Annotated in this window: 12 protein-coding genes; 6 read left to right on the top strand and 6 right to left on the bottom strand. The window is 68.3% G+C overall.

Going from position 1 to position 19134, the window contains the following annotated elements:
- Positions 1-72 precede the first annotated feature (72 nt).
- From Q4P07_RS02170 to Q4P07_RS02155, 4 genes are all read left to right on the top strand, one after another.
- Complete coding sequence (locus tag Q4P07_RS02170; RefSeq protein WP_303373248.1) at positions 73-822, top strand: (Fe-S)-binding protein; 750 nt, start codon at positions 73-75, stop codon at positions 820-822.
- Positions 823-896: 74 nt separating this feature from the next.
- Positions 897-2330, top strand: coding sequence for a LutB/LldF family L-lactate oxidation iron-sulfur protein (locus Q4P07_RS02165; RefSeq protein ID WP_303373285.1), 1434 nt, complete (start codon positions 897-899; stop codon positions 2328-2330).
- Positions 2327-3019: a lactate utilization protein C gene (locus Q4P07_RS02160; protein ID WP_303373247.1), complete on the top strand. Its 693-nt coding sequence runs from the start codon at positions 2327-2329 to the stop codon at positions 3017-3019. The genes Q4P07_RS02165 and Q4P07_RS02160 overlap by 4 nt, the downstream gene beginning before the upstream one ends.
- 127 nt (positions 3020-3146) lie before the next feature.
- Positions 3147-4091: an acyl-CoA thioesterase II gene (locus Q4P07_RS02155; protein ID WP_303373246.1), complete on the top strand. Its 945-nt coding sequence runs from the start codon at positions 3147-3149 to the stop codon at positions 4089-4091.
- A gap of 19 nt (positions 4092-4110) precedes the next feature.
- Here the strand turns inward: Q4P07_RS02155 and Q4P07_RS02150 are convergent, their stop codons facing one another.
- Complete coding sequence (locus Q4P07_RS02150; RefSeq protein ID WP_303373245.1) at positions 4111-5985, bottom strand: glycoside hydrolase family 15 protein; 1875 nt, start codon at positions 5983-5985, stop codon at positions 4111-4113.
- Between the two features lie 230 nt (positions 5986-6215).
- Here Q4P07_RS02150 and gltB point away from each other — a divergent pair, with 230 nt between their 5' ends.
- Both gltB and Q4P07_RS02140 read left to right on the top strand, forming a co-directional pair.
- A complete protein-coding gene (gltB, locus tag Q4P07_RS02145; RefSeq protein ID WP_303373244.1) occupies positions 6216-10793 on the top strand; it encodes a glutamate synthase large subunit in 4578 nt (1525 codons plus the stop codon).
- Positions 10786-12243 (top strand): glutamate synthase subunit beta, encoded by a 1458-nt coding sequence (locus tag Q4P07_RS02140; RefSeq protein WP_303373243.1) that lies wholly within the window; start codon positions 10786-10788, stop codon positions 12241-12243. Before gltB ends, Q4P07_RS02140 begins: the two co-directional genes overlap by 8 nt.
- 19 nt (positions 12244-12262) lie before the next feature.
- Here the strand turns inward: Q4P07_RS02140 and Q4P07_RS02135 are convergent, their stop codons facing one another.
- The 5 genes from Q4P07_RS02135 to Q4P07_RS02115 form a co-directional block, all read right to left on the bottom strand.
- Positions 12263-13240: a pseudouridine synthase gene (locus tag Q4P07_RS02135; protein ID WP_303373242.1), complete on the bottom strand. Its 978-nt coding sequence runs from the start codon at positions 13238-13240 to the stop codon at positions 12263-12265.
- 4 nt (positions 13241-13244) lie between these two features.
- Complete coding sequence (ettA, locus tag Q4P07_RS02130; RefSeq protein ID WP_303373241.1) at positions 13245-14927, bottom strand: energy-dependent translational throttle protein EttA; 1683 nt, start codon at positions 14925-14927, stop codon at positions 13245-13247.
- Positions 14928-15012: 85 nt separating this feature from the next.
- Positions 15013-15591, bottom strand: coding sequence for a single-stranded DNA-binding protein (locus Q4P07_RS02125; protein WP_303373240.1), 579 nt, complete (start codon positions 15589-15591; stop codon positions 15013-15015).
- A 150-nt stretch (positions 15592-15741) separates the two neighbouring features.
- A complete protein-coding gene (locus tag Q4P07_RS02120) occupies positions 15742-17385 on the bottom strand; it encodes a GTPase (protein WP_303373239.1) in 1644 nt (547 codons plus the stop codon).
- On the bottom strand, positions 17382-19079 hold the full coding sequence (locus Q4P07_RS02115; protein WP_303373238.1) for an ABC transporter: 1698 nt from the start codon (positions 19077-19079) through the stop codon (positions 17382-17384). The genes Q4P07_RS02120 and Q4P07_RS02115 overlap by 4 nt, the downstream gene beginning before the upstream one ends.
- Between the last annotated feature and the right edge of the window lie 55 nt (positions 19080-19134).

The raw sequence follows: 19134 nt of genomic DNA, 5'->3' as shown, positions 1-19134 counted from the left end.
GTCTAACCATTGACCCAGCCGGTCGGTCATGGGCGATAGGGCCAACAGAGGGCTTGCGACAGAGGAGGCTCGATGAGGGGTCCACGCGTGGCGCTCTTCGCCACCTGCTTCAACGACACCATGTGGCCCCAGGCTCCCCGTGCGACGGTCACCGTCCTGGAGCGGCTGGGCTGCCGGGTGGAGTTCCCCCGCGCGCAGACCTGCTGCGGGCAGATGTTCACCAACACGGGGTATGCGGATGAGGCCACGCCTCTCGTGCGCAGCTTCGTCGACCAGTTCGGCGCCTACGACTACGTCGTCGCGCCCTCTGGATCGTGCGTCGCTTCGATCCGGGAGCAGCACCCCATGCTCGCGCGGCGGTCTGGGGACGAGGGCCTGGCGCAGGTCTCGGAGCAGCTCGCCCCCAAGGTCTACGAGCTCTCCGAGTTTCTCGTCGACGTGCTGGACGCCACCGACGTCGGCGCCTACTTTCCGCACCGCGTGACCTACCACCCGACCTGCCACTCGCTGCGCCTGCTCCGCGTCGGCGACAAGCCGCTTCGGCTGCTGCGCGCGGTGCGCGGGATCGACCTCGTCGAGTTGCCGGAAGCGGAGGAATGCTGCGGCTTCGGCGGCACCTTCGCAATCAAGAACGCCGACATCTCCATCGCCATGGGATCGGACAAGGCCCGGCACGTCCGCGACACCGGGGCCGAGGTGCTGGTCGCCAGCGACAACTCCTGCCTCTCGCACATCGGCGGACTGCTCGACCGCACGCGAGCCGGCGTGCGCCATCTGCATCTGGCAGAGGTGCTCGCCTCGACCGAACAGGATCCGGCATGAGCTCGGCACCCACGCAGCACGACGCGCACCGACACCCCGCCCCGCCGCAGGCCACGAGCGCGACCTTCATCGGCATGCCCGACTTCCCGCACGCGGCCCGCAAAGCCCTGGCCAACACCCAGCAACGACACAATCTCGCTCATGCCACTGCCACGATCCGCGCCAAGCGCGCGCAGGTGGTCGGCGAGGTCGAGGCATGGGAGGACCTGCGGGTGGCCGGCGCCGAGGCCAAGGACGAGGCGCTGCACCACCTGCCCCCTTATCTGGAGCAGCTCGAGACCAATCTCATCAGCCGCGGCGCGACCGTGCACTGGGCCCGTGACGGCGCCGAAGCCAACCGGATCATCGTCGATCTCGTGCGGGCCAAGGGCGCGCAGGAAGTCGTCAAGGTCAAGTCGATGACGACCCAGGAGATCGAGCTCAACGAGGCGCTCGAGGCAGCCGGGATCGATGCTTGGGAGACCGACCTCGCCGAGCTCATCGTGCAGCTCGGGCACGACCTCCCCAGCCACATCCTGGTCCCGGCGATCCACCGCAACCGGGCGGAGATCCGGGAGATCTTCCTGCGCGAGATGGGCCAGGTCGGCCGCCCCGCACCACCGGACCTCACCGATGAGCCCGCCCGGCTGGCGGAGGCCGCACGCCTGCACCTACGGGAAAAGTTCCTCCGCGCCACCGTCGCCATCTCCGGGGCCAACTTCGCGATCGCGGACACCGGCACGCTCGTCGTCGTCGAGTCCGAGGGCAACGGCCGCATGTGCCTGACGCTGCCGCAGACGTTGATCTCGGTGGTCGGCGTCGAGAAGGTGCTGCCGAGCTTTGCCGACCTGGGCACCATGCTGCAGCTGCTGCCGCGGTCCAGCACCGGCGAGCGGATGAACCCCTACACCTCGATGTGGACCGGCGTGCACGACGGCGACGGGCCGCAAGAGGTCCACGTCGTGCTGCTCGACAACGGACGCAGCCACGTGCTCGCCGACGAGCTTGGGCGGCAGGCGCTGCGCTGCATCCGTTGCTCGGCCTGCCTCAACGTCTGCCCCGTCTACGAACGCGCCGGCGGCCACGCCTATGGCTCGGTCTATCCCGGCCCGATCGGTGCCGTCCTCAACCCTGCGCTCCGCGGCACCGGGACCCCGATCGACCGCTCCTTGCCGTTCGCATCGTCACTGTGCGGCGCGTGCTTCGACGCCTGCCCGGTGCGGATCGACATACCCGCGATGCTCGTCGACCTGCGCACCCAGGTCGTCGACGAGTCCTCGCGCCGCTCCCCCGAGGCGCTGGGGATGAAGGCCGCCGCCTGGACGTTCGGCGACCACCGCCGGCTGGAGGCGGCGCAGCGAGCCGCGACCCTCGGCAGCCGCGTCATCGGCAACCGGACGATCCGCAGCGTCCCCGGCCTGGGCGCATGGACCCAGGCTCGCGACGTGCCGACGCCACCACGTGAGACGTTCCGCCAGTGGTGGGCCAGGACCCACGGCGACTCCGAGAGCCCGGAGGAAAGCTCGTGAGCGCCCGGGAAGAGATCTTGGGCCGGTTGCGCGAGGCGACCGAGGACGTGGCCACGGCCGTGGGCGCCCGCGGCAACGTCCCTTTCATCGCTGTCGAGTCGCCGGGGCCGGACCAGACGCTGGATCTCTTCGCCGAGAACGTCGCCGACTATCGCGCCACCGTGGTCCGCTGCGCGCTGCCGCAAGTGGGCGCGACGATCGCAGCCGCCCTGCACCGAGGGGGCGCACGCACCGTCGTGGTGCCCGACGGGCTCGAAGCATCCTGGGTGGCCGACCTGCACGAGAGCGGGATCAGCTTGGTCGCCGACGAACAGCTCACCCCGGACCGGCTCGACGCGATCGATGCCGTGGTGACCGCGGCTCGGGTCGGTGTCGCCACTACCGGCACGATCGTCCTCGACCACACCCCGGACCAGGGCCGTCGCGCGCTCACCCTGGTCCCCGACCAGCACGTCTGCGTCATCCGCGCCGACCAGGTCGTCCACGACGTCCCGCATGCGGTAGCCCTGCTCGACCCCAGCCGCCCACTGACCTGGATCAGCGGACCCAGCGCCACCAGCGACATCGAGCTCAACCGTGTCGAAGGAGTCCACGGCCCCCGCACCCTGGACGTCATCATCATCACCACCCCCTCACCACCGGACGTGCGCCGTGGCGGCCCGGCGTGCATTAGCCACTCACCTGAGTGACCTGTCCCCGCCAGCCGGCGGTATGGCGTGCACGAGCCACTCACCTGGGTGACCTGTCCCCCGCCAGACGATGTCGAGGGTCGACTCGCTGGCGAGCGCCCCTACCGGGACCATTAGGCTCGGCAAGGTGACTGACGGAGTGTTGGACGATCCCATCGATGATCTGCTCGACGTACTGGACCTCAAATGGGAGGGCTCCACCACGATCCAGGTAGCGTCGCCGAACGACGCGACCGGAGACCTTGGCGTGTCACCGGGTGACGTCTTCGTCGGCCGCAGCCAGCCGCAACCGCACGGCCGGGTCTTTGGCGGTCAGGTGCTCGCACAGTGCGTCATCGCCGCAGGTCGGACGGTTGAGCGGGTGCCTGACACCGGTCAGGGCAAACGGCACATCCACTCGATGCACGGCTACTTCCTGCGCGCTGGCGACGCGAGTAAGCCGATCCGGTTCCTCGTCGAAGGGATGCGCGACGGACACAGCTTCTCGGCCCGTCGCGTCCACGCCATTCAGGAGGGTCGAATCCTGATGTCGATCATCATGTCGTTCCAGGAGGAGTCCGAGGGCCTGGAACATCAGGACCCGATGCCGGACGTGCCGGGCCCGGACAACTTCCGTTCTGACCGCGACATCCTGGCCAAGGTGGACAACCCCGTCGCCAAGCACTTTGCTCGTCGCCGCGCGCTGGACCTGCGTCACGTCGAGCGTCTGCTCCTCCAGCCGACCGGACCCGGCCCGGCGGAGCAGTCGGTCTGGATGCGCGTGGACCGACCGCTGCCCGACGACGACCTGCTGCACGCGGCGATCCTGGCCTACGGCTCGGACTACGTCTTGCTCGAGCCCATCCTGCGCCGCCATGGCATCAGCTGGGGCGACCCACGCCTGCGCCCGGCGAGCCTGGACCACTCCATGTGGTTCCACCGCCCGGCTCGCGTGGACGACTGGGTCCTCTACACCCAGTCTTCACCCTCTGCCCAGTCCGGACGGGGCCTCGGGCTCGGACAGATGTATGCCCAGGACGGCACCCTGCTCGCCACGGTCGGCCAGGAAGGCATGGTCCGTCTCAAGAGCTGAGAAGACTGCGCACCCTCCGTCAGTCACTGTCCGAGACGCGGGCCGCCGTGCCGTAACGCGCGCCGGGGGGTTCGGGGTGGGGGCGGTCACTGCATAGTTCAATCGCCGAGGCGGCCCTGATCAGGCCCAGGTGACTGAAGGCCTGAGGATAGTTGCCAAGCATCCGCCCCGCGACGGGGTCGTACTGCTCGGCGAGAAGCCCGAGCTCGCCCGCAGTGCCCGTGAGTTTGTTCATCAGGTCCTTCGCAACCTCCAGGCGGCCCGAGTGCGCATACTGCTCGACGAGCCAGAAACTGCAGATGAGGAACGACGCCTCGCCGCCAGGCAGCCCGTCCATGCCATGTCCGGTGCGGTAGCGGTGCACGTAGCCGTGGTCGTCGACCAACTCCGCCTCGATCCTGGCCACCGTCGCGAGCATCCGCGGGTCGTCGTAAGCGACGAACCCGGTCTGCGGGATCTGCAGCAACGAGGCGTCGACGAGTGTGTTTCCATAGGCTTGGCGGAAGGCCCCGTCCGGCCCGATCCCCCGCTCCTCGATCTCTTCGCGCAGCCTGCCCCGCAGCTGACGCCACTGGTCCACGTCCCCCGACAGCCCATGCTCCTCCACTGCCCTGACAGCCTGGTCAAAGCCCGCCCACATCATCACCCGACCGTGCGTGAAGAAGTGCGGCTCCCCTCGCATCTCCCAGATCCCGTGATCAGGCTGGTCGAAGCGTCGCGTCTGCACGTCGAGCATCGCCCGCTGCAGTGCCCACGAAAACTTGTCTTCCTCCCGACCGCCGTCCCGCAGTTGCGCGAGCGCGATCAGCACCTCACCGATCACGTCCGCCTGGTACTGGCCCACCGCACCGTTGCCGACACGCACAGGGCGGGACGCCGCATACCCCGCTAGGTGCGGCAGCTCGCGCTCGAGGAGGTCACGCTCACCGCCCACGCCATACATGATCAGCATGTCCTGCGGATCGCCGGCCACCGCCCGGAGCAGCCACTGCCGCCACGCCGCAGCGCCTCCGTCGAAGCCATGCGCCATCGTCGCCTCGAGGGTCAGCGCGGAGTCGCGCAGCCAGGTGTAGCGGTAGTCCCAGTTGCGGCTGCCGCCCAACTCCTCCGGCAGCGAGGTGGTCGCCGCCGCCACAATGCCACCGGTGTCCGCATGGGTCAGCGCGCGTAGCACGAGAAGTGAGCGCCGCACCTGCCCGGCCCATGGTCCGTGCGCATCGATCGAGCTGGCCCACCCGTGCCAGTTCGCGATCGTCGCGTCCAGCTCGGTGGCGACGTCCATCATCGGCGGCACGTCGCGCCACGAGTCTTGCCCCGTCAGCACCCAGATCAACTCCTCACCCTGGCGCAAGGTATGACGTGCGCGGTGCCGCTGCTCCCCGGGCGCGGCCGTGGGCAGGGGCCCGTGCAGGGCCAGTGCCGCAGGTCCACCGACGGCGTGGAGGACCTCCTCGGTCGATCCGTCCTCTCGATCGACGTGGATGCGTTGGACCCAGGGCACGACGTCGCCATAGGAAAAGCGCATACACAGGTCGTGCTCCACCTCGACCGTGCCCTCGGTGCACCGCACATGACGCACCAAGTCTGAGCAATCCTGACCGATGGGCATCCAGTCGAGCACCTCGGCGGTCCCACCGGGCGCGCGCCACCTAGTGCGCAGCACGAAGGTGTCTTCGAGGTAGTCGCGCCCCTCCACCCGGCCATCGACGATGCCGATCAGCCAGCGGCCGTTGTCGGGCGTCCCCAGCAGCGCGCTGAACACCGACGGGGAGTCGAAACGCGGCAGGCACAACCAGTCGACGCTGCCCGTCGGGGAGATGAGCGCGGCGGTCCGCAGATCACCGACGAAGGCGTAGTCACCGATCGGGACGGGCTGCGGGGTATCGGTGCTCATATGCATCGGCCTATCGTCGCAGCGTTGGCCGTGATCCGCAGGTCGCGCGGAAGACCTCTGAGGCGATACACTCTCCTGCATAGTTATGTGACGCTGTGAATATTTCCTGTCTGCAGCGTCCACAGTCTCCACAGCAGGCCTGGGAATGCCCCATCTGCTGCGCCACACCGGGCCGGAGCCGTCCCGACACATTTCCACGCGGCTCCATGCCGCCCGGTGCGGACGGTGCCATGATCCAGAGCTCTTCTTCCTCGACCCGCCACCTCCGCACGGCCCCGGGGCGGGAACCCGGCCTATACGACGGCACCCACGAGCATGACGCCTGTGGAGTGGCCCTCGTCGCGACGTTGCGGGGCTATCCAGGGCACGACATCGTGGCCCACGCGATCACCGCCCTGCACAACCTGAACCACCGCGGCGCGGTCGGCGCTGAGCCAGACTCGGGGGACGGTGCCGGCATCCTGACCCAGATCCCGGACCGCTTCCTGCGCTCCGTGCTCGACGTCAACCTCCCAGCCGCGGGGCACTATGCCGTGGGGCTGCTATTCCTGCCGGCGGACCAGGTTGAGGGCCCGGTCCGCGACCGGGTCACGGAGATCCTGGAGCAGTCTGGTCTTCACGTCCTGGCCTGGCGTGAGGTGCCGACCCGGCCCGAGATCGTCGGTCCGACCGCGCGGGCCGCTATGCCGCTCATCCGGCAACTGGTGGTCGCCTCCCGATCGGGTGAGTCGGGTCTGGATCTGGAGCGCCGGGTCTGGTTGGCGCGCAAGATCATCGAGCGCGAGACCCAGTGCTACCCGGTCTCACTCTCTTCGCGGACCATCACCTACAAGGGCATGCTGACCACCAGCCAACTGGCTCAGTTCTTCCCCGACCTCACCGACCCGTTCTACGAGTCCGAGCTGGCCATCGTCCACTCTCGCTTCTCGACCAACACGTTTCCGTCGTGGCCGCTGGCCCACCCCTACCGCGTCATCGCGCACAACGGCGAGATCAACACCGTCCGCGGCAACCGCAACTGGATGCACGCGCGAGAGAGCAAACTGTCCAGCCCCGTGTTCCCAGGCGACCTGTCCCGCGCGCTGCCCATCTGCACCCCCGGGGCCAGCGATTCGGCAACCTTTGACGAAGTGGTGGAGTTGCTGCATCTCGGCGGGCGCACCCTGCCGCACGCTCTCCTGATGATGGTCCCAGAAGCGTGGGAGAACAACGCCGAGCTCCCTGACGACCTCCGGGCATTCTACGAGTTCCACGCCACGCTGATGGAACCCTGGGATGGCCCGATGAACCTGGTGTTCACCGACGGGACCCTGGTCGGGGCGGTTCTGGACCGCAACGGGCTGCGCCCCGCCCGGTACTTGGTCACTCAGGACGGGTTGATCGTGCTGGCATCCGAGTCCGGTGTGCTGCCCATCCCGGAAGACTCCGTCGTGGCCAAGGGCCGGGTCGAGCCAGGACGGATGTTCCTGGTGGACACCGCCCTCGGCGAGATCGTCGACGACCGGGCCCTGAAACAGGAGTTGGCCGCTGCCCAGCCCTACCGTGCCTGGCTTGATGCCAATCTCGTGCGCCTGTCGGACCTACCCGAACGGGTCCATGTGCGGCACACCCACGCCTCCGTCACTCGGCGTCAGCAGATCTTCGGGTATACCGAGGAGGAGCTTCGAATCATCCTCTCCCCCATGGCGCAGGCCGGGATCGAACCGTTGGGGGCGATGGGCTCCGACGCGCCCATCGCCGCCCTCTCCGAGCGCCCCCGGTTGCTGTTCGACTACTTCGTCGAAGCGTTTGCGCAGGTCACCAACCCGCCGCTGGACTCGATCCGCGAGGAGGTCGTCACGTCGTTGAGCTCTTCGACCGGGCCTGAGTTGAATCTGCTCGAGGAGAGTCCGGTCCATGCTCGACAGGTCGTGCTGGACTTCCCCGTGATCGACAACGACCAGCTGGCCGCACTGCGCCATATCAACCTCGAGGGCCTGCACCCCGACTTCGCCCCAGTGGTGATCCGGGGGCTCTACCGGGCCGGTGGGGGTGGGCAGGCGCTCACCGAACGGCTCGAGGAGATCTGCGTGCAGGTCTCGCAGGCCGTGGAGCGTGGGGCCTTCTTTATCGTCCTGTCCGACCGGCATGCCGACCGGGAACACGCACCGATCCCCTCCTTGCTGCTCACCAGCGCCGTCCACCACCACCTGGTGCGTGAGCACACCCGCACCAGGGTCGGACTGCTGGTGGAGGCGGGCGACGTCCGAGAGGTCCACCATGTGGCACTGCTGATCGCCTACGGCGCTGCAGCAGTCAATCCCTACCTGGCGATGGAGACGGTCGAGGACCTGTGCCGGTCCGGTCGCCAGCTCGACGGACTCGATCCGGACCTGGCCATCGCGAACCTCATCAAGGCGCTCGGCAAGGGCGTGCTCAAGGTCATGAGCAAGATGGGCATCTCCACCGTTTCCTCCTACCGCGGCGCGCAGACCTTCGAGGCAGTAGGCCTCTCGCGCGAGTTGATGGACCGCTGGTTCACCGGGACGACCAGCCAGCTCGACGGGATCGGCCTCGACGTCATCGCCCGGGAGGTAGCTGCACGGCACAGCGTGGCCTACCCGCTGAGTGGCATCCCGCCCTATCACCGTGACCTTGAGGTGGGCGGCGAGTACCAGTGGCGCCGGGAGGGTCCACCGCACCTCTTTAATCCCGAGACGGTGTTCCGGCTGCAGCACTCCACGCGCACCGGCCGCTACGACATCTTCCGCCAGTACACCGACCTGGTCGACGACCAGTCACGGCAACTGATGACGCTGCGTGGGCTGCTGCGCCTGGTCGGGGACCGAGAACCGTTGCCGCTGGAGGAGGTCGAGCCGGTTACCGAGATCGTCAAGCGCTTCTCCACCGGAGCGATGAGCTACGGGTCGATCTCGCGCGAGGCGCACGAGACGCTCGCCATCGCGATGAACCGCCTCGGCGGTCGATCCAACACTGGGGAGGGCGGCGAGGAACTCGATCGGCTGATGGACCCCGAGCGCCGATCGGCGATCAAGCAGGTTGCCTCGGGCCGATTCGGGGTGACCAGCGCCTACCTCGTCAGCGCGGACGATATCCAAATCAAGGTGGCCCAGGGAGCCAAACCCGGCGAGGGCGGCCAGTTGCCGCCAGGAAAGGTGTACCCCTGGATCGCTGCCACGCGGCACTCCACGCCAGGTGTGGGCCTCATCTCCCCGCCCCCACACCACGACATCTACTCCATCGAGGACCTGGCCCAGCTCATCCACGATCTCAAGAACGCCAACCCCCGCGCCCGCATCCACGTCAAGCTGGTCAGCCAGATCGGTGTCGGCACCGTCGCCGCAGGGGTCTCCAAGGCGCACGCGGACGTCGTCCTCATTTCGGGACACGACGGCGGCACCGGAGCCAGTCCCCTGACCTCGCTCAAGCACGCCGGCACACCCTGGGAGCTGGGACTGGCCGAGACCCAGCAGACCCTGCTGCGGAACGGGCTCCGCGACCGGATCACGGTCCAGGTCGACGGACAGCTCAAGACCGGGCGCGACGTTGTCATTGCGGCGCTGCTCGGAGCCGAGGAGTTCGGCTTCGCCACGGCCCCGCTCGTCGTTTCCGGCTGCGTGATGATGCGAGTCTGCCACCTGGACACCTGCCCAGTGGGAGTGGCCACTCAGAACCCCGAGCTACGCGCACGGTTCACCGGCAAGGCCGAGCACGTGATCACCTTCTTCCAGTTCATCGCTGAGCAGGTTCGCGAGCTGCTCGCCTCCCTGGGCTATCGAAGCCTGGATGAGGTGATCGGACGGGTCGAGCTCCTCGACACGAAGGCCGTGATCGGCCACTGGAAGGCAGCTGGCCTGGACTTGACGCCGATTCTGTATGCGGAGAAGCTCCCGGAGGGTGCGACGCGGCGACGCAGCACCGATCAGGACCACGGCCTGGACCGGGCGTTGGACCATCAGCTCATCGCAGCCGCCGCGCCGGCCCTGGAGCAGGGCCAGCCGGTCAGGACGCAGTTCTGCGTGCGCAACGTCAACCGGAGCGTCGGCACCATGCTGGGTCACGAAGTCACCCGTCGCCACGGCCCGGACGGTCTGGCAGACGGGACGATCGAGGTGACGTTGACCGGATCGGCGGGGCAGTCACTCGGCGCGTTCTTGCCGCGAGGGGTCACCCTGCACCTGATCGGGGACGCTAACGACTACGTGGGCAAGGGCCTGTCCGGTGGCCGTATCGTGGTTCGTCCTCCCGAGACGGGGCACTACGTCGCCGCAGACCAGGTCATCGCCGGCAACGTCATCGGTTACGGCGCCACGTCCGGACAGCTCAACCTGCGCGGACTGGTCGGCGAGCGGTTCTGCGTGCGCAACTCCGGAGCAATCGCGGTGGTCGAGGGGGTCGGCGACCATGCCGTGGAGTACATGACCGGTGGCACGGTACTGATCCTCGGCCCGACCGGCCGCAACCTCGGCGCCGGGATGTCAGGGGGGACGGCATACTGCCTCGATCTGGTCCGCGAACGGGTCAACCACGCGGCCTTGACCTCCGGCGACCTGCTCCTGGAGGCCCTCGAGCCTGGCGGGGCTCCCGCCGGGTTGCTCCACACGTTGCTCACCGAGCACATCGACCTCACCGGCTCCTCCGTCGCGCAAGCAATCCTGGCCACGCCCGACTGGCCAGCCCGGTTCACCCGGATCACCCCACGGCAGTATGCCGGGGTCCTACGCATTCGTGAGCAGATCCAGGCCCGAGGGGACGACCCCGACGGCCCCCACTCCTGGCAACTTATCCTGGAGGACTCCAGTGGCTGACCCGCACGGCTTCCTTAGCCACCGAGACCGCGAGCCCCAGCCCAGCCGGCCCGTTCCGGTCCGCATCATGGACTGGAAGGAGGTGCACACCGCCCAGGAGGACGGTGCTCTCCGCCGTCAGGCCGGCCGATGCATGGACTGTGGCATCCCCTTCTGTCACCAGGGTTGTCCGTTAGGCAATCTGATCCCGGAGTGGAACGACCTGACCCGGCGCGGCAACTTCCGCGAGGCGATCGAACGGCTGCACACCACCAACAACTTTCCGGAGTTCACCGGACGGCTGTGCCCTGCACCGTGCGAGACCGCTTGCGTCCTCGGCATCAGCCAGCCCGCGGTGACCATCAAGTCCGTGGAGCTCTCGATCATCGACCGAGCCTTCGACAACGGGTTGGTCACCCCGCAGGAGCCCGAGTGGCTCAGCGGCAGGACCATCGCCGTGGTGGGCTCCGGCCCGGCCGGTCTGGCTGCTGCCCAGCAGCTCGGGCGCGCAGGTCACACGGTGGTCGTGTACGAGCGCGATGACGCAATCGGTGGGCTCCTGCGCTATGGCATCCCCGAGTTCAAGATGGAGAAGTCGGTCCTGGACCGACGCCTGGTCCAACTGCGCGCGGAGGGCATCCGGTTCCGCACCGGGGTGCAGGTCGGTGGCAACGGACCTGAGGACCTCAACCTCACCGAACTCTCTCAGCGATTCGATGCTGTGGTGATCGCCGTCGGGTCAACGGTGCCGCGCGTCCTCGGCGTCGCGGGTCAGGGCGTCAGTGGCGTCCTACCGGCCATGGCCTACCTCGTCCCCGCCAACCGCGAGGCGCTGGGCAATGAGGCAGCTATCAGCGCCGAGGGAAAGGACGTGGTGATCATCGGCGGTGGAGACACGGGCGCTGACTGCTATGGCACAGCGATACGACAGGGGGCGCGCAGTATCACCCAACTGGACATCCGGCCACAGCCGCCCACCGCACGTCCGGAGCACCACCCTTGGCCGACGTATCCGCTGATCCACCGCGTGGGTGAATCGCACGAGGAGGGCGGCGAGCGGGTCTTCGGAGTCAACACCCTAGAGGTGATCGCCTCCCAGGGATCTGTCACCGGCGTGCACATCGTGGACGGTCAGCGGGTCGACGGACACTTCGACGCTCACGCCGGGACGGAGCGAACCATCCCCGCCGACCTGGTCCTGGTAGCCCTGGGGTTCACTGGCCCCGACCCCGTCGTGGCCACCGGCGCCAGACTCGCCACTACTGACCGCGGCAACTTCGCGCGGGACGAGCAGTACGCCACCGAGGCGCCAGGGGTGTTCGTCGCAGGCGACGCGGGGCGTGGCCAATCGCTCATCGTCTGGGCCATCGCCGAGGGCCGGGCCTGCGCCGCTGCAGTGGACCGGTTCCTCACTGGCGACACGACCCTGCCTGCGCCGGTGCTCCCCACGGATGCCCCGATCACGGTCTGAGGTGGGAACAGAGCGCAGGTCAATACCCGACGCCAAGGATTGGCAGCGCCTGCCGGCTGCGCACTACCCGGCGGACACCGGTGATCGGGTCGAGGAAGCGCACCTCCTGCGCGAGCAGCTGCAGCGGGGTGGTGAAATCCCTTGGATCGACGGGCGTGACCTTCGGGTAGAGCGGATCGCCCAGGATTGGTATGCCCAGACCGGCCAGGTGTATCCGGAGCTGATGGGTCTGACCGGTGGTGGGGGTGAGCCGGTAGCACCCGACAGACCTGGGCCGAGGAGCCTCAACGACGTCGCCTAACCGGGCCAGCTCATCCGGCTCGATCAGCTCCACCCGGGTGATCGCGTTGGGCGCACCCTCCTCGACCACGGTTTGCAGTGAGCCACGGCGCTTGACCAGGCGGTTGCAGACGGTGAGCGGCAACTCGAGGTCGGGACGCAACGGCGCCAGAGCCTGGTAGGTCTTGGACAGCCCCCCGTCCTGCACCATGCGCTGATAGGCCGAGCGCACCTCTGCGCGGGCGGCCAGGAGCAGGACACCGCTGGTCAGCCGGTCCAGACGGTGAAGGGGGGACAACTCGGGCAGATCCAGGTCACGCCGAAGCCGGACGACTGCGCTCTGCACCACGTGCGCGCCACGCGGCATGGTCGCAAGGAAGGGTGGCTTGTCGACCGCCAGCAGCCCGGTCTCCTCGTCCTGGAGCAGCACTGTCAACTCCCACGGCACCGGGACTTCCTCCGGGAGGTCCCGATAGAGGTATGCCGATCGGCCGGGTCGATAGGTGGTGCTCGCCCCCACCACGGTCCCGTCGTCCAGGAGCACCTCTTTGGACCGGATGCGCCGCCACACGCCAGGCTCGTCGCCGGTGCGGTCGACCAGGAAGTCGGCGACCGACCCCCACTGTCCCTGGACCGGCATCCGCACCCGAGCGGCGCCGACCCCGTCGCGCGGCGGCAGCGGAGGTGGCTGGCGGCGCGATCGCGGTCGGCGTGGCACGGGTCTAGTCGCGGGTGAGCTTGCGGTACGTGACGCGGCTGGGTCGGGCTGCGTCCGCGCCGAGGCGCTTCACCTTGTTCTCCTCGTAGGAGTCGAAGTTGCCCTCGAACCAGTACCACTTCGAGGGGTCCTCGTCGGTGCCTTCCCACGCCAGGATGTGCGTCACGACGCGGTCCAGGAACCACCTGTCGTGAGAGATCACGACGGCACATCCCGGGAACTGGAGCAGGGCGTTTTCCAGCGAGCCCAGCGTCTCGACGTCCAGGTCGTTGGTCGGCTCATCCAGGAGCAGCAGGTTGCCACCCTCCTTGAGCGTGAGCGCCAGGTTGAGGCGGTTGCGTTCACCGCCAGAGAGCACCCCCGCCTTTTTCTGCTGGTCCGGCCCCTTGAAGCCGAACTGGCTCACATACGCCCGAGAGGGGATCTCGACCTGGCCGACCTGGATGAAGTCGTTGCCGTCGGAGACGACCTCCCACAGCGACTTTTCGGGGTCGATGCCACCCCGTGACTGGTCGACATAGGAGATCTTGACGGTGTCGCCGACCTTGACCGAGCCCGAGTCCGGCTCCTCCAGACCGACGATCGTCTTGAACAGGGTGGTCTTGCCGACACCGTTGGGGCCGATGACGCCCACGATGCCGTTGCGGGGAAGGGTGAAGTTGAGACCGTCGATGAGGACCCGGTCGCCGAAACCCTTCTTCAGGTCCGAGACCTCGATGACCTGGCTGCCCAGACGCGGACCCGGCGGGATCGCGATCTCCTCGAAGTCGAGCTTGCGGGTCTTCTCCGCCTCCGCAGCCATTTCTTCATAGCGCGCCAGGCGCGCCTTGCTCTTGGTCTGCTTGGCCTTGGGGTTGGATCGCACCCATTCCAGCTCGGACTCCAGCCGCTTGGCGAGCTTGGCGTCCTTCTTGCCCGAGACCGCCAGCCGATCGCGCTTCTTCTCCAGGTAGGTGGAGTAGTTGCCCTCGTAGGGGTAGAGGCGCCCACGGTCGACCTCGGCGATCCACTCGGCGACGTGGTCGAGGAAGTAGCGGTCGTGAGTGACCGCAAGCACGGCGCCGGGGTAGTCCTTGAGGTGTTGCTCCAACCACTGGACCGACTCGGCGTCCAGGTGGTTGGTGGGCTCGTCCAGCAGCAACAGGTCGGGCTGGGACAGCAGCAGCTTGCACAGCGCCACCCGACGACGCTCTCCGCCAGAGAGCACGGAGACGTCGGCATCCGGTGGGGGGCAGCGCAGCGCATCCATCGCCTGCTGGAGCTGCGCGTCCAGATCCCAGGCGTCGGCGTGGTCGATCTCCTCCTGGAGCTTGCCCATCTCCTCCATCAACGCGTCAAAGTCCGCGTCCGGATCGGCCATCATCTCGGAGATCTCGTGATAGCGGTCCAGATTGCCCTTGATCTGGGCCACCCCCTCCTCGACGTTGCCCAGGACCGTCTTGTCCTCATTGAGGGGGGGCTCCTGGAGCAGGATTCCGACGCTGTAGCCAGGGCTGAGCCTGGCCTCCCCGTTGGAGGGCTGGTCCAGACCAGCCATGATCTTCAGGATCGTCGACTTGCCGGCGCCGTTGGGGCCGACGACACCGATCTTGGCGCCCGGGTAGAAGGACATCGTCACGTCGTCGAGGATCACCTTGTCGCCGTGCGCCTTTCGGGCACGCGTCATGGTGTAGATAAATTCGGCCATGCCTGCCAGGGTATCCGCCACCACGGGCCATTCCGAATCCCGGCCGCGGGCCATGAGGGGACCCGCGACCGGGACCGGATCGCCGCTAGCTCGCGGCCAACTGGGGCTCCACCCCATCCGCCGGGATGTCCTCGCCCGATGCTCCCGTCAGGCCATGCACCTCACCGTTGTGGTCGACCTCGATCCCGTCCTCAGTGACGAACCGACTCGGCCACTGCCCGCCCTCAGTCCAGTCCGGCGGACCGCCCTCCTCCGGCGGCGGGGCGGAGGCGGCATACTCATCCTCCGCGGCGTAGGTCTTGCTCCCTTTTGCGTAACTCGTCGTGCCCCAGGTCAGGTCCACGCCGATGCTCTCGGCCGTGATCGTGGGCCGAAACCCCTTCCCTGTCTCGGTAGCCCACTCGTGGAGTCGAAACTTGCCATAGGCCACCACGGGCATCCCGACGTCGAGGCAGGCGAGCGCGTTAGCGCCGAGACCGTTGCCGCAGATGATGTCGTAGAACGTGGTCCCGAGCTCGATCCACTGCTGCTTGTCGCGGTCGAAGCGTCGCTCGTTGACGGCGATCGGCACCACCGCGAACGGCCGGCCGTCGATCTTTCGGTGCTTGAGCTCCGGTGGCCTGGTGATATTGCCGGACACCGCCATCTTCATCTCGTTGAGCATCTTCCCCTCCTTGGTCGTGCCCGTCGGTGACGGGCCTACGTCCTGCCATCGTGGAGGGAGGCACGTCACATCTAAAGAGCGATCACCCAGGGTGTGGACAGCGCAGGGGCGCGAGCAGGGGATGTGCATGAGCCAGCGCGCGGCGGGGCTTTAGGCAGCAGCCCTCACCAAGAGCTCGCGGGTCTTCTCGTGCCGGTCAAGCACGGCGATGAGAGGTCGTCGGACATGCTGGTAGGAGACTTCTTCGACCGCCTCGTCCAGACGGATTTCGACCACTCTGCGTCGTCGCTTGGCGCCGACTCCAGCGAGGATCCGGCTGAGCGCCGCGAGCAGCAGGCCAGCCAGCACCCCGCCCGCGAGCAGTGCCAGCGGGATCGGGATGATGCCCCAGAAGGGCGCGTCGATCGGGATCTGCATCCAGCCCAAGACGCCCAGCAGCACCAGCCACAGGAGGCCACCGACCGCCGCCAGTGCCAGGAGGAGTTGCAGCACCCCCACCACCGCCCACCAGATCGGAGCTCGCTCGCGCAAGGGGGTGCTGACAACGGCTTGGTCTAGCGCGTCGGAGAGGTCATCGTGGCTCGGGCTGGCCGCCTCGACAACGGCGTCCGCCCACCGCGGTGGCAGCGTCGTGGCGGCTTCCTCGGCCAACTGGCGGGTCGCGAGCTGGACGTTGGCGCGGGCGGCGGGGGTCGGTGCGGGCAGCGACGACCGGCCGAGCACGCCACGAACGTCAGAGGGTGCGATGCCGCTGGGGCTGCGGGAGTCATCACCCAGCCGGAGCCGCTTCAGCGGGTCAGGGCGCAGCGCTGAGGCCCACCGCGTGAAAGGCCACCCGGCGCGGGTCTTGGCCTGTCGCAGGTAGTCGCGCTGCACAGCGTCGAGCACCACGGGCACGCCAGAGGCGACCTTCAGCGCCTCCTGCAGCCGGTGGTCGGCCTCGTCGGTGAAGGGAGGGGTCGCGTCCGCTACTCCCTCGGCCACCGTCTCGGCTATGGAGCGCACGTCCCCGACGAGGCGCGCCTCCGTGGCGTTCTTGGCGCTGACGACGGCGGCGATGCGTTCACGCAACACTGCCACTCCGGCACCGGTGACCGCGGAGGTGCCCAGCACCTCGTGGTCACCGGCCCCGTCGGCCTTGACCAGCGCGCGCAGGTCCTCGCGGATCCGGTCGACGTCCCCGTCGCCGCGGACCCGGTCGATCTGGTTCAGGACGACCAGCATCACGGTGTCGTGGTGCCGCAGCGGCTGCAGATAGTCGTCGTGGAGCCGAGCATCGGCATACTTCTGAGGATCGGCAACCCAGACGAAGACATCGGTGCGCTCCAGGATGCGGTCCGCCTCGATCCGGTGTCGAGTCTCCCGGGAGTCAAAGTCGGGCAGGTCGACCAGCACCAACCCGTCCAGCCCGAGGTTGTCACCGGTCGCCGTGACGTGATGGCGGTTGGCGATGCCCAGCCAATCGAGCAACTCCGCGCCGTCCTCCTCCCCCCAGATCGCGGCCCCCGCCTCGGCCGTCGTGGGGCGGCGCGGGCTGATCCTGGAGACGTCCTCGCCGACGATGGCGTTGAAGAGGCTGGACTTGCCAGAGCCGGTGGCCCCGGCAAGCGCGACCACCGTGCGGCCGCCCTTGATCGCCCACCGTTCGTCCACCCGGTCCACGACCGTCCTGGCCTTGCCCGACTGCTCGGGGTCAAGTTGGTCACCACCGGTGTCCAGCGCTGAGCGGAGGGTCTGCGCGCGCTCGGTGAGCGGGAGCGACGCTCCGGTGTCCTTGCGACGACGACCGATCATCGTGCTGCCTCCACTTCCGCCGCGGACCGAGTCAGGCCCGCGATCGCTTCCGGCTGCACGGAGACCTCATCCAAGACCCTGTCGAAACGGGCGCTCTCCTGCGCATACAACACCTCGACCAGTTCAAGAAGCCGCTCACGGGCCTTCACGGCCATCGCTCGCACAGCCTGGTCGCCGAAGACTGCCTCGAGCAGCCGTTGCGCGACCACTGCAGAGCCAGCTCCGACGGCGACCTCGGCGCCGGTCGGGATAAACATGGTCGAGCTGAACACCACGAACATGAGCAGGACCCCCAGCCCGTTGACACCGAAAGCCAGGTAGCGCGCCGTCGACCGGCGAGAGCCGGCCTCCTCGCGCACCATCTCGAAGATGTCGTGCTGCCAGTCGCGGATCAGACGTTGCACGTCATCAAGGAACTGCGGCGAAGCCTTGGACAGCTCCGGGTGCGCGCTCATCAGAGGCGGGCCGCCGGGCGCGGACTTCCAGACCCTGGTCGCAGTGCTCGCGGCGACCTGGCCATGGGAGGCGATGAGGGCGGCCGCGCCGGACTGCAGCGCCTCACCGAGCGGCTCGGAGGTGACCTGCTTGCCGGTGAAGAAGGCGCTGACCCGGTCGCGCACCCGACCGATGCCGGCCTCGATCGAGCGTAGGAACTCACCGGTGCCGACGAGTTCCTGCCAGCGGGCCAGCACCTCGCCACGCAGCAACGAGCCGTCCTGGACGCCGTCGCCGACCCCGCTCAGGGCGTCCGCGTAGGCGGCGCGCGGGGCAGCCGCGAGCACGTCGCGGGCAGCGCTCTGCTGCTCTCCCGCCGAGATCAGGTGGTCGGCCCGGTCCCCGAGCGACCCGAGGGTGCCGGTGAGAGTACGGCGGATGACGATCGAACGGGCGCGCGCATCGCTGGCCAGGGAGTGCAGCCAACCGCGGAGCCGCTCGATCTGCTGCGCCGGGATGCGGCCCTCCTCGAGATCGACCTCGGTCACGGTGAAGATCGGGGACTTGCCCAGGCCCTGGTCCCGCAGCATCGAGGCCAGGTGGAGACGGATCTGCGACAGGGCCTCCGGCGGGACGCGGTTGAGCACGATGGCCACCGAGGTGCCGCGCTCGGACGCCTCCCGCAGCAGGTCCCACGGGACGGCATCGGCATAGCGTGCCGCCGTGGTGACGAAGAGCCAAAGGTCGGCGGCGGACAGGAGCTGCTTGGACAGCGAGCGGTTGGCCTCCACCACCGAGTCGATGTCGGGGGCGTCCAGCAGGGCCAGGCCCGAAGGCAAAGAGTCGGAGGGCACCAGCCGCACGGCGCCTGGGTCATCCTGCGAGCCGTCGCCCGCGACGCGCGCCAGCTCGGGCAGGACCCGCTTGTCGGTGAACCACCGGGAGTCCTGCTCGTGGTGCACGAGGACGGAGGAGCGGGTGGTGGGTCGGATCACGCCGGGACGGGAGACCTCTGCACCGATGATGGAGTTGACCAGCGTCGACTTGCCGGCACCCGTGGAGCCACCCACTACAGCCAACAGCGGCGCGTCCAGCGAGCGCAGCCGTGGCAGGACGTAGTCGTCGAGTTGTTGGACCAGCTCCCGTTGCTCCACCCTGGCGCGGTCCACCCCGTCCAGCTCCAGGGGAAGGCGGACGGCGTCCACTGACGCGCGCAGCCCTTCGACGGCAGCGAGTAGCGCAGCAGGATCCTTGGTCACAGAGCCAGTTTCTCCCGCGGGGGGCCACGATCCAAAGCGAACCGCCGAGCAGGGG

Source organism: Ornithinimicrobium sp., assembly GCF_030537745.1.
Taxonomy (GTDB): Bacteria; Actinomycetota; Actinomycetes; order Actinomycetales; family Dermatophilaceae; genus Ornithinicoccus.
Note: the sequence above shows the minus strand (reverse complement) of the source record. Positions and strands in the feature narration are given on the sequence as shown.

Bases quoted from the DNA above. Each gene is read 5' to 3' on its own strand.
- Q4P07_RS02120 (WP_303373239.1), bottom strand. From the start codon at position 17,385: ATGATCGGTCGTCGTCGCAAGGACACCGGAGCGTCGCTCCCGCTCACC.
- Q4P07_RS02125 (WP_303373240.1), bottom strand. From the start codon at position 15,591: ATGCTCAACGAGATGAAGATGGCGGTGTCCGGCAATATCACCAGGCCA.
- Q4P07_RS02150 (WP_303373245.1), bottom strand. From the start codon at position 5,985: ATGAGCACCGATACCCCGCAGCCCGTCCCGATCGGTGACTACGCCTTC.
- Q4P07_RS02170 (WP_303373248.1), top strand. From the start codon at position 73: ATGAGGGGTCCACGCGTGGCGCTCTTCGCCACCTGCTTCAACGACACC.
- Q4P07_RS02165 (WP_303373285.1), top strand. From the start codon at position 897: ATGCCCGACTTCCCGCACGCGGCCCGCAAAGCCCTGGCCAACACCCAG.
- gltB (WP_303373244.1), top strand. From the start codon at position 6,216: ATGATCCAGAGCTCTTCTTCCTCGACCCGCCACCTCCGCACGGCCCCG.
- ettA (WP_303373241.1), bottom strand. From the start codon at position 14,927: ATGGCCGAATTTATCTACACCATGACGCGTGCCCGAAAGGCGCACGGC.